The sequence below is a fragment of the Citrobacter sp. R56 genome (assembly GCF_016811995.1).
Taxonomy (GTDB): domain Bacteria; phylum Pseudomonadota; class Gammaproteobacteria; order Enterobacterales; family Enterobacteriaceae; genus Citrobacter_D; species Citrobacter_D enshiensis.
In genome coordinates, this window is record NZ_CP069159.1 from 865,317 (window position 1) to 875,995 (window position 10,679).

Genomic DNA, 10,679 nt, shown 5'->3' on the forward strand with positions numbered 1-10,679 from the left:
GCGTACAGATAAAATGCCGGAATCACAGCGACTCCGGCAAATCAGAGCGTTATCAGGCAGTAACGCGTTGCTGGCGATGTTTGATCACGCGGTGGCGCAAGGTATCGTAGGCCCAGTTATAGAGCATGGTGTAGGGCAGGAAGAACAGGAAGAAACCGATTTCCAGTGTGAATGCTTGTAGCAGGCTGACACTCAGCACATACGCCACAATACTCACCCCAATCACGATAAAGCCGCTTTCAAATCCCAGGGCATGAAAGGCGCGGACTTTGGCGGTACGTTTGACCAGATGCGCAGGCCAAAAACGATCAAACAGCGCGTTATAGATGATATTCCAGATCATCGCGGTGGTTGCCAGCAGCACGGTGAGACCGCCCATTTCGAGAACGGAGCGCTGCATTAACCATGCCGTCGTTGGGGCGAGAATAGCCGTTGCGATACCCTCAAAGCAGACGGCATGAAAAATACGCTCAGGTAAGGAGCGGCGTTGTACAGCATCGTGTTGCATAGCGTGAAACCTTCTTTTATGTTCGGAATAATGTGGAATCCTGCGCATTTTATCGCTTAATGTGATATCTAAAAGATAGTATCCATCGATAAAGTAGATAGTTCATGCGCTACTCTCCTGAAGCATTAACGGCGTTTGTAGAAACCGTCTCCTGCGGTTCCTTTTCTGCGGCGGCGCGGCGGCTGCGTAAAAGCCAGTCCACCATCAGCACGGCGATAGCGCATCTGGAGGCCGACCTCGGCTTCTCGCTGTTTGACCGATCGTCGCGGCAACCGGTACTGACGGAAGAGGGAAAACGGGTGCTCAGCTATGTGCAGGCTATTTTGTCGGCGAGCGACCGTCTGGATGAAGTGGCATTGTCGTTGTCCGGAGAAACGGAAGCACGGCTGACCTTTGTCCTTTCCGACACTCTGCATCCGGATGTTCTTGAAGAACTGATGGTGCAGTTTGATCGGCAATTTCCGCATACCGAGTTTGAATGCCTGATCGGTGAAGATGAGGATGTCATCGATCTGCTGCAAAAAGGACGTGCCCAGGTGGGGCTGATAGAGGCCCGCGACGACTACCCGACCGATATGGGCGTCACGCGTTTGCCGATGCAAACCTGGATGGGACTGTATGCTGCCGAGACGCACCCGCTGGCGACGCAGGAAAAAGTCTCCTGGGATCAACTGCATACCTGGCGTGAACTGCGACTGAATACCTATTTTGAAAGCGGCGCCAATGTGGCGCGAGGACCGGTGTGGTCGGCGCCTAACTATTTATTATTGCTCAGTATGGCCGTGCAGGGATTCGGCTGGTGCGCGCTGCCCTGTGCGCTGGTCGAAGAATTTGCCGCGGAGAAACCGTTGGTTCAGCTCGATGTGCCCGGCTGGCCCAGGGCTATCTCTATCGATCTCCTCTGGAATAAGAAATCTCCCCCAGGGGCTGCGGGAAGCTGGCTCCGATACCATTTACAACAGGGGCGTGTCGCGTCGTAGCCACAACGATACGAATTTCCTTTGTGATAAAACTCACTTTTTTTAAACATTCAAGGCAACAAATATTTAACAATCCTCTACTATTGCGGTGTTATTTTGCGCAGAGGTGGTAATGAAAGAGGTTGTGATAGTTGGGGCATTACGGACACCCATTGGCTGCTTCCAGGGAACGCTGGCGCGTCATTCTGCCGTTGAGCTTGGCAGCGTGGTCGTGAAAGCGTTACTGGCGCGCACGGGTGTTGATGTACATGCCATCGATGAAGTTATCCTCGGTCAGGTTCTCACAGCAGGAGCAGGGCAGAATCCTGCCCGTCAGTCCGCCATCAAAGGCGGGTTACCGAATACGGTTTCCGCTATCACCATCAACGATGTCTGTGGTTCAGGGCTAAAAGCGTTGCATCTGGCGACCCAGGCTATCCAGTGCGGTGAGGCGGATATTGTGATTGCGGGCGGACAAGAAAACATGAGCCGCGCACCGCATGTCCTCACCGACAGCCGTACCGGAGCGCAACTGGGCAACAGCCAACTGGTCGACAGTCTGGTTCACGACGGTTTGTGGGATGCGTTCAACGATTACCACATGGGCGTAACCGCTGAAAATCTGGCGCGGGAATACGGGATCAGCCGTGAGTTGCAGGATGCCTATGCGCTCAGCTCTCAGCAAAAAGCGCGTGCGGCAATCGATGCGGGCCGCTTTAAAGATGAGATCGTGCCTGTTATCACTCAGCGTAATGGACAATCAAGGGTGATTGATACGGATGAACAGCCGAGGACCGATGCCAGCGCCGAAGGGCTGGCCAGGCTGGATCCCACGTTCGATCTTCTGGGATCGGTCACGGCAGGAAATGCTTCGTCAATTAACGATGGCGCCGCCGCCGTGATGATGATGAGTGAAGCCAAAGCGCAGGCATTGAATTTACCCATACTGGCGCGTATTCGTGCTTTTGCCAGTGTCGGCGTGGATCCGGCGCTGATGGGAATTGCCCCTGTTTATGCTACTCGCCGCTGTCTGGAGCGGGTTGGCTGGCAGCTTGCAGATGTGGATCTTATCGAAGCCAATGAAGCGTTTGCCGCTCAGGCGCTTTCGGTCGGAAAAATGCTGGAGTGGGATGAACGTCGGGTGAACGTCAATGGCGGTGCCATTGCTCTCGGCCATCCCATTGGCGCTTCAGGCTGTCGAATCTTGGTTTCGCTGGTGCATGAAATGCTTAAGCGTAAAGCGCGTAAAGGGCTGGCGACGTTATGTATCGGTGGCGGGCAGGGCGTGGCATTGGCTATCGAGAGAGACTGATCATCGCCTTACCGCTCGCATAAAAAAGCCCTCCACACGGAGGGCAAGACCAGTTACAGAAACACTCGAACAAAGAATAATTTATCAAAACAACGTTTCAATATTTGTGATTCATGACGCAACTTGATGATAAAACGCGTCATAACCGCCTCCGCATCCCCTCTCTGTTTTCTGCACCTGGCCTCTCTGTTGGGCAATAATCGCAATATTTCAATTATCTCTTTGTTTTTAAATGAATTGTTTTTAATTTTTTTGATGCGCTGCGCCTGAGCGTGATCGGGACTACACTTTTGACAATAAAAATCATAAAAATGAAACGTTGTTTTATTTATAATTGAAAACAGATTCACGGAGGGCTATCATGGCCTCATTAGGTAAAACGGAACAGCGTTTTGCTCTCCGTTCAGGAATTCACGGTCGATTTATCATTGGAGGTAAATATGGACGTAAGACAAAGTATTCACAGTGCGCACGCGAAAACGCTGGACACCCAGGAACTGCGCAATGAGTTTTTAGTTGAAAGCGTGTTTGTGGCTGACGAATACACCATGGTTTACAGCCACATCGATCGCATTATCGTCGGCGGTATTATGCCGGTAGCGAAATCAGTTTCTGTAGGCGGTGAAGTCGGTAAGCAACTGGGCGTGACCTACTTCCTGGAACGTCGCGAATTAGGCGTAATCAACATTGGTGGTCCGGGCACGATTACCGTTGACGGCCAGTGCTATGAAATTGGTCATCGCGATGCGTTGTATGTGGGTAAAGGCGCGAAAGAAGTGGTTTTTGCCAGCGTAGATACGGCAAAACCGGCGAAGTTCTACTACAACTGCGCACCGGCACACACCACCTATCCAACCAAAAAAGTGACGCCAGCCGATGTGGCTCCGGTCACTTTAGGCGACAACACCACCAGTAACCGTCGCACCATCAACAAATATTTTGTTCCGGATGTTTTGGAAACCTGCCAGTTGAGCATGGGGCTGACCGAACTGGCGCCAGGCAACCTGTGGAATACCATGCCGTGTCATACCCATGAACGCCGTATGGAAGTGTACTTCTATTTCAACATGGACGAAGACACCTGTGTCTTCCACATGATGGGGCAGCCGCAGGAAACGCGTCATATTGTGATGCACAACGAGCAGGCGGTGATCTCGCCGAGCTGGTCTATTCACTCCGGTGTGGGCACCAAAGCGTATACATTCATCTGGGGCATGGTGGGCGAAAACCAGGTCTTTGATGACATGGACCACGTGGCAGTAAAAGATCTGCGCTAGTCGCGAACGGCAATGATGCCTGTCCGTGACAGGTACTAAAAAATTAAGGGTTTACAATGATTCTGAATGCATTTTCTCTCGAAGGTAAAGTAGCGGTCGTTACGGGTTGTGATACCGGTCTTGGTCAGGGTATGGCGCTGGGTCTGGCAGAAGCGGGCTGCGACATTGTCGGGATTAACATCGTTGAACCAACAGAAACGATTGAACGCGTTACCGCGCTGGGTCGTCGTTTTTTAAGTCTGACCGCTGATTTGCGTCAGATCGACGGTATTCCGGCTCTGCTGGAACGTGCGGTGGCGGAATTTGGTCATATCGATATTCTGGTCAACAACGCGGGCCTGATCCGTCGTGAAGATGCGATCGATTTCAGTGAAAAAGACTGGGACGACGTGATGAACCTGAACATCAAGAGCGTGTTCTTTATGTCTCAGGCGGCGGCGAAGCACTTTATTGCTCAGGGTAACGGCGGCAAAATCATCAACATCGCGTCCATGCTCTCCTTCCAGGGTGGTATCCGCGTTCCGTCTTACACCGCATCAAAAAGCGGCGTTATGGGCGTAACCCGTCTGATGGCGAACGAGTGGGCGAAGCACAACATCAACGTGAACGCGATTGCCCCAGGCTACATGGCGACCAACAACACGCAGCAGCTGCGTGCTGATGAAGAGCGCAGTGCGGCAATCCTCGAGCGTATCCCGGCGGGTCGTTGGGGTCTGCCGAGCGATCTGATGGGGCCGATCGTATTCCTGGCCTCCAGTGCGTCTGATTACATCAACGGCTATACCGTGGCTGTTGACGGCGGTTGGCTGGCGCGTTAATTCGCCAACCGTAAATGCCCGATACTGCGAAAGTGGGTCGGGCATTTTCCTCTCCTTTTCCCTTCTTCTGTTTTTCTCTTCGTCTCTTCGCTGGCCTGACTTACCCAGACTGACGTGCCATCCGCGCTCACGGCATCACAATTGAACTGGAAACTTTGAAATAACTTTGTTTCACTGCAATCAGCGTTCAACGAAGGAGTGCGCAATGAAAACGATTGGTTTGCTGGGCGGCATGAGCTGGGAATCCACCATTCCCTACTACCGTTTAATCAACGAAGGGATTAAGCAACGTCTGGGCGGTTTGCACTCTGCGAGCCTGTTGCTGCATAGCGTTGATTTTCATGAAATTGAAGCGTGCCAAAGCCGCGGCGAGTGGGACAAAGCTGGCGATATTCTGGCACAGGCGGCGCTGGGCCTTGAGCAGGCAGGTGCTGAAGGGATCGTGCTGTGTACCAACACGATGCATAAAGTGGCGGATGCCATTGAAACGCGTTGCCGGTTACCGTTTTTGCACATTGCTGATGCGACGGGGCGCGCCATTACCCGCCAAAACATGACGCGCGTGGCTTTGCTGGGAACGCGCTATACCATGGAACAGGATTTCTACCGGGGAAGACTGGCGCAGCAGTTTGCGATTGAAACCCTGGTTCCGGAGGTTGATGCGCGTGACAAAATTAACCAGATTATTTTCGATGAGCTGTGCCTTGGCGAGTTCTCCGCGCGGTCACGCCATTATTACCTGCAGGTGATCGAGAGCCTGGCGGCGCAAGGTGCGCAGGGCGTTATTTTTGGCTGCACCGAGATTGGGCTGCTGGTCCCGGAAGCGGACAGCGCGCTCCCGGTGTTTGATACTGCCGCAATTCATGCCGCAGATGCGGTGGAGTTTATGCTTTCGTCGTCTGCGAAAGAATAGCGTCCAGCGGATCGATAAGGCGCGGTAACGAGGCCTGGAGATGTTCACTGAACGCGTCTACCAACGCGGACGATGGGCGGTGTAAGGGGCGGATCAGGCTGACGGTAAAGGGAACGTCGATACTGAAACGCCGCACGGTAATGCCGCTTGCCGCATAATCCAGGGCGGTAAACGGGTTGACGACGGAGATCCCGGCTCCCGCGCGCACCATCGCGCAGACCGAGGCGGCACTGTGGGTTTCGATAACCATACGGCGCTTAACCTGATGCTCATTGAACAGCGTATCCAGCAACTGACGGTAACTGTCGGTGCGCGACAGGCTAATGTAATTTTCCCCCTGAAAATCGTCAGGCGTCAGCACGGACTTTGCCGCAAGTGGATGACCTGACGGCAGAACGCACACTTCATTTCGCGTGAGCAACGCGGTGCGTTCAGTCCCCGCAGGTGCATGCAGGGTTTCGGTCAGACCAAGATCGTGACGCTGCGCGGAAAGCCACTCTTCCAGCAACGGCGATTCCTGCGGCACAATGTTCAGGCTGACATCCGGGTAACGGGCAAGAAAAGGCTGCAGCAGCGCCGGTAAAAAGGATTGCGAGAACACCGGCAGACAGACGATAGACAACTCCCCCTGGCGGAATTCACGTAAACTTTCCGCCGCGCTCACAATGCGATCCAGCCCATACCAGGAACGCTGGACTTCCTCGAACAGCCGCAGCCCTTGTACCGTTGGGTGTAGTCGCCCGCGAGTCCGTTCAAAGAGTTTTAATCCCAGCACTTTTTCGAACCGTGCCAGTTCACGGCTGACGGTCGGCTGTGAGGTATGCAGCAGCGCCGCCGCCTCGGTCAGATTTCCGGCAGTCATCACCGCATGGAAGATTTCAATATGACGAAGATTCACGGCGGCCATCGGTTTTCCTTAGTGGGGATAATCCATATCATTTTTGCATAGAGTCAGGATAAAACGATATTTTTTATTCTCTTCAGGGTGTGGCGTAATCATAAAAAATATCTTGCCCGGAGCCCGCTATGCCACATTCGCTGAACTGCACAGAGACCTCGCTTAACGCTGAAAATTTGCTTCACTTACCGGCTGAGTTTGGTTGCCCCGTTTGGGTGTATGACGCGCAGGTTATTCGCCGCCAGATAGCCGCCCTGCAACAGTTTGATGTGGTGCGTTTCGCGCAGAAAGCCTGCTCGAACATCCATATTTTGCGCTTGATGCGTGAGCAAGGGGTAAAAGTTGACTCCGTCTCGTTGGGCGAGATCGAGCGCGCGCTGGCGGCAGGGTACAATCCGCAAACGCATCCGGATGACATTGTATTCACCGCCGATGTGATTGACGCCGCCACCATCGCCCGCGTTAGCGAGTTGCGGATTCCGGTTAATGCCGGGTCCGTGGACATGCTGGATCAGCTCGGCCAGGTTTCTCCCGGGCATCGGGTCTGGCTGCGTGTGAATCCGGGGTTTGGTCATGGTCATAGCCAAAAAACCAACACCGGCGGTGAAAACAGCAAGCACGGTATCTGGCATACCGATCTGCCTGCTGCGCTGGCGGTGATACAACGTCACCAGCTTAAACTCGTGGGCATTCATATGCATATCGGTTCTGGCGTTGACTACGGTCACCTGGAGCAGGTGTGCGGCGCGATGGTGCGTCAGGTTATCGAATGTGGTCAGGATCTGGAGGCGATTTCCGCAGGCGGTGGATTGTCGATTCCCTACCGCGACGACGAAGAGTCCGTTGATACGCAACACTATTACGGTTTGTGGAATGCCGCGCGTGAGCAAATTGCGCGTCACCTTGGACATCACGTGGCGCTGGAAATCGAACCTGGACGCTTTCTGGTCGCGCAATCCGGTGTCCTGGTGACGCAGGTGCGCAGCGTAAAACAGATGGGGAGCCGACACTTTGTGTTGGTGGATGCCGGCTTTAACGATCTTATGCGCCCGGCCATGTACGGCAGTTATCACCGTATCAGCGCCCTGGCGGCAGATGGACGCTCGCTGGAAACAGCACCGCAGGTGGATACCGTCGTTGCGGGCCCGCTGTGCGAATCAGGCGATGTGTTTACCCAACAGGAAGGCGGCAAAGTGGAAACCCGCGCGTTACCGGCGGTGGCTCCCGGTGATTATCTGGTGCTGCACGATACGGGGGCGTATGGCGCATCCATGTCCTCAAACTACAATAGCCGTCCACTGCTGCCGGAAGTGCTGTTTGATAACGGCGAAGCAAAACTGATTCGCCGTCGTCAGACTATCGAAGAGCTGCTGGCGCTGGAGTTATTCTGATTGGTAATACGGCCCGGTGGTGACGGAATCGCGGAGTACCAGGGTTCCCGTAAAGGGAGGGATGGGCTCCAGCGCTTTGCCGCTGACCAGGCGTATGGCCTGATCGATAGCCGTGGTTATCATATTATCAATGGGCAGATAAACCGTAGAAAGCCCCGGCTCAAGCCATTTTGCGCTGGGGGCATCGTCAAAGCCAAACAGTGAAATATCCTGTGGGATCCGAAGTCCAGCCTGATGCAGCGCTTTCGAGGCGCCCAACGCCATATCGTCGTTACAGGCGAAAAGAGCGCTAAACGTCACGCCTTCATCGAGCAATTCACGACACGCATCGTAGCCACGCATCATGCTGGAGTCCCCGTATTTCACCCTTGCCGGATCCCAGGCAATGCCGTTCTTTTCCAGCGCTTTACGATACCCCATTAAGCGGGATTTTCCGGTCGGGGTGTGGATGGGAACGGTAATGCAGGCGATATCGCGATGGCCCTGCGAGATCAGATAATCCACGACCTGAAAGGCGGCGTCTTCTTGTTCGAAAAAGACGGCACGATCCCGGGCCAGGCTGACGTCGCGATTGATCACCACCAGCGGCATGGCGATCGTATTGATAAGCGCCATGATCGCCTTTTCGCTCATATAGCGGGTATAGAGAATGATGGCGTCACATTGCCTGTCGGCAAGCATCTGTACCGCTTCCTGCTCGCGCTCCGGCGTGTCGTGCCCGTCGGTGACGATCAGTTGCTTACCGTGAGATTCCGTCTGGCGCGAGGCCTGTTGCAACAGCCGACCAAAGTAGAATCCGTCAAATGTCGACACCACCAGACCAATGCTGTTACTGGTACGGTTCGCCAGCGATCGCGCCAAAAAGTTGGGGCGATAATCCAGAGCCTCCATCGCGTTAAAGACTTTTTGCCGCGTGCTCTCTTTTACCTGTCCTGTCCCGTTAAGCACGCGAGAAACAGTCGCCTTTGATACGCCCGCACGACGTGAAACATCCAGCATTGTTGTCATGACGCTATTCCGGTGATTCGTTTGACGAAGGATTCCCTGACTCCGTCGGCGTCGAAACAGAGTGTCGACGGACCAGAGTGGGGCTAAACACATGAGTGATGTCCGGCACAGGACGCTTTTCCGCCAACGCGAGCGCCAACTCCGCTGCCTGCGTCGCCATCGTCACAATAGGATAACGAACGGTGGTTAGCCGTGGGCGTACATAGCGGGAAACCAGAACGTCATCGAAACCAATCAGGGAAATCTTCGACGGGACGTCGATGCCGTTATCATTTAATACCCCCATGGCGCCAGCCGCCATGGAGTCGTTATAACAGGCGACTGCGGTGAAGTTTCGTCCACGGCCTAACAGTTCCGTCATGGCATGTTCGCCCCCGCTTTCGTCGGGTTCGCCAAAGGTCACCAGCCGATCGTTACAGGGCAGTTGACTCTCTGCCAGCGCGTCGTAGTAACCTTGCAGACGATCTTCTGCGTCCGAAATAGTGTGGTTTGAACACAGATAGCCGATTCGGGTATGTCCTTGCTGAATAAGGTGGCGAGTGGCAAGCCAGGCGCCATAGCGATCGTCCAGGGCAACGCAGCGTTTCTCAAATCCAGGCAGGATCCGGTTGATCAATACCATGCCGGGAATTTGCTTCATGAGCGAGGCCAGCTCGGCATCCGGGAGCATTTTGGCGTGAACAACCAGTGCGGCGCAGCGGTGGCGGATCAGCTGTTCAATCGCCTGACGCTCTTTGTGTTCGTTGTGGTAGCCGTTGCCAATCAGTAAAAAATTACCGGTGTGATAGGCCACTTGCTCAACGGCTTTCACCATCGCGCCAAAAAAAGGATCGGAAACATCGCCCACCACCAGACCAACAGTCTCTGTCGATTGTTGGGCGAGGGCCCGGGCATTGGCATTGGGGTGATAACTGAGAGATTCCATCGCGCTGGTCACCGCAAGACGAGACGCCTCACTGGCTTTTGGGGAATCATTGATCACGCGAGAAACGGTGGCGACTGAAACACCAGCCAGTCGGGCCACATCCTTTATGGTCGCCATGACACTAGTACCTATTGAGGGTAAACGCTTACATCCTGCCAGTGTTACGGAAAAAGAGGGGCTATTCAAGCAGATTGCCCATCCTGACCTCGCAAATGTGAGCGCACACCAATGAAGTAAGACAGAAAATAGAGAATACAAACCTTTAGTTACACTTTGCTAAAGGCTGTTTCGATTGTTCGCTGGTGAGGAATTAGCGCGAATTGATAGAGTCGAGATCCCAGAGGTATTGATAGGTGAAATCAGCTTTCGGGTTGATCACACGAATTACACCAACCTGCGCAGATGCGCAGGTTTTTTTTTTGCCTCTACGCAATCTGTAAACAGTAACACATAATTTACACAACTCGTTGCATTTGCGTTCATTCCTTTGCGTTTTCGCACTGGCGCACATTCAGCGTGGAGACCACAATCAAGATCCCAGAGGTATTGATTGGTGAGATTATTCGGTACGCACTTCGTACCCTGTCTCTTGCACCAACCTGCGCAGATGCGCAGGTTTTTTTTTGCCTCTGTTTATGCTCACTGTCGCCCCCACTGCCCATCTCGTGTA

General features: G+C 53.8%; 10 protein-coding genes. 6 read left to right on the forward strand and 4 right to left on the reverse strand.

Annotated features, from left to right (window positions below):
- Window positions 1-52: 52 nt before the first annotated feature.
- The gene (locus JM656_RS04120; RefSeq protein ID WP_192613346.1) at window positions 53-508 is read right to left on the reverse strand and encodes a multidrug/biocide efflux PACE transporter; all 456 of its coding nucleotides are present in this window, start codon (window positions 506-508) and stop codon (window positions 53-55) included.
- A 104-nt stretch (window positions 509-612) separates the two neighbouring features.
- On the opposite strand from JM656_RS04120, the gene JM656_RS04125 reads away from it, so the two are divergent.
- The 5 genes from JM656_RS04125 to JM656_RS04145 all read left to right on the forward strand — a co-directional run bounded on the left by JM656_RS04125 (window position 613) and on the right by JM656_RS04145 (window position 5,787).
- Complete coding sequence (locus tag JM656_RS04125; protein ID WP_203360124.1) at window positions 613-1,488, forward strand: LysR family transcriptional regulator; 876 nt, start codon at window positions 613-615, stop codon at window positions 1,486-1,488.
- A gap of 112 nt (window positions 1,489-1,600) precedes the next feature.
- A complete protein-coding gene (locus tag JM656_RS04130) occupies window positions 1,601-2,779 on the forward strand; it encodes an acetyl-CoA C-acetyltransferase (protein ID WP_203360125.1) in 1,179 nt (392 codons plus the stop codon).
- 440 nt (window positions 2,780-3,219) lie between these two features.
- On the forward strand, window positions 3,220-4,056 hold the full coding sequence (gene kduI / locus JM656_RS04135; protein WP_203360126.1) for a 5-dehydro-4-deoxy-D-glucuronate isomerase: 837 nt from the start codon (window positions 3,220-3,222) through the stop codon (window positions 4,054-4,056).
- 56 nt (window positions 4,057-4,112) lie between these two features.
- Window positions 4,113-4,874, forward strand: a complete 762-nt coding sequence (gene kduD / locus JM656_RS04140; protein ID WP_192613342.1) for a 2-dehydro-3-deoxy-D-gluconate 5-dehydrogenase KduD — start codon at window positions 4,113-4,115, stop codon at window positions 4,872-4,874.
- Between the two features lie 205 nt (window positions 4,875-5,079).
- Window positions 5,080-5,787, forward strand: a complete 708-nt coding sequence (locus tag JM656_RS04145; protein ID WP_203360127.1) for an aspartate/glutamate racemase — start codon at window positions 5,080-5,082, stop codon at window positions 5,785-5,787.
- Here JM656_RS04145 and JM656_RS04150 read toward each other — a convergent pair.
- Window positions 5,759-6,694 (reverse strand): LysR family transcriptional regulator, encoded by a 936-nt coding sequence (locus JM656_RS04150; protein ID WP_203360128.1) that lies wholly within the window; start codon window positions 6,692-6,694, stop codon window positions 5,759-5,761. The genes JM656_RS04145 and JM656_RS04150 overlap by 29 nt on opposite strands.
- 119 nt (window positions 6,695-6,813) lie before the next feature.
- Here JM656_RS04150 and lysA point away from each other — a divergent pair, with 119 nt between their 5' ends.
- Entirely contained in the window at window positions 6,814-8,076 is a 1,263-nt protein-coding gene (gene lysA / locus JM656_RS04155; RefSeq protein ID WP_203360129.1) for a diaminopimelate decarboxylase, read from the forward strand.
- On the opposite strand, the gene JM656_RS04160 is transcribed toward lysA, so the two are convergent.
- Both JM656_RS04160 and galR read right to left on the reverse strand, forming a co-directional pair.
- Window positions 8,068-9,084 carry a LacI family DNA-binding transcriptional regulator gene (locus JM656_RS04160; RefSeq protein ID WP_203360130.1) on the reverse strand — a complete coding sequence of 339 codons (1,017 nt, stop codon included), beginning with the start codon at window positions 9,082-9,084 and terminating at the stop codon, window positions 8,068-8,070. The genes lysA and JM656_RS04160 overlap by 9 nt on opposite strands.
- 4 nt (window positions 9,085-9,088) lie before the next feature.
- Complete coding sequence (galR, locus tag JM656_RS04165) at window positions 9,089-10,126, reverse strand: HTH-type transcriptional regulator GalR (protein WP_203360131.1); 1,038 nt, start codon at window positions 10,124-10,126, stop codon at window positions 9,089-9,091.
- Between the last annotated feature and the right edge of the window lie 553 nt (window positions 10,127-10,679).

Excerpts from the sequence above, each read along its gene's own strand:
- kduD (WP_192613342.1), top strand. The coding sequence starts at position 4,113 with ATGATTCTGAATGCATTTTCTCTCGAAGGTAAAGTAGCGGTCGTTACG.
- JM656_RS04130 (WP_203360125.1), top strand. The coding sequence starts at position 1,601 with ATGAAAGAGGTTGTGATAGTTGGGGCATTACGGACACCCATTGGCTGC.
- JM656_RS04145 (WP_203360127.1), top strand. The coding sequence starts at position 5,080 with ATGAAAACGATTGGTTTGCTGGGCGGCATGAGCTGGGAATCCACCATT.
- galR (WP_203360131.1), bottom strand. The coding sequence starts at position 10,126 with ATGGCGACCATAAAGGATGTGGCCCGACTGGCTGGTGTTTCAGTCGCC.
- JM656_RS04160 (WP_203360130.1), bottom strand. The coding sequence starts at position 9,084 with ATGACAACAATGCTGGATGTTTCACGTCGTGCGGGCGTATCAAAGGCG.
- kduI (WP_203360126.1), top strand. The coding sequence starts at position 3,220 with ATGGACGTAAGACAAAGTATTCACAGTGCGCACGCGAAAACGCTGGAC.
- JM656_RS04120 (WP_192613346.1), bottom strand. The coding sequence starts at position 508 with ATGCAACACGATGCTGTACAACGCCGCTCCTTACCTGAGCGTATTTTT.
- lysA (WP_203360129.1), top strand. The coding sequence starts at position 6,814 with ATGCCACATTCGCTGAACTGCACAGAGACCTCGCTTAACGCTGAAAAT.
- JM656_RS04150 (WP_203360128.1), bottom strand. The coding sequence starts at position 6,694 with ATGGCCGCCGTGAATCTTCGTCATATTGAAATCTTCCATGCGGTGATG.
- JM656_RS04125 (WP_203360124.1), top strand. The coding sequence starts at position 613 with ATGCGCTACTCTCCTGAAGCATTAACGGCGTTTGTAGAAACCGTCTCC.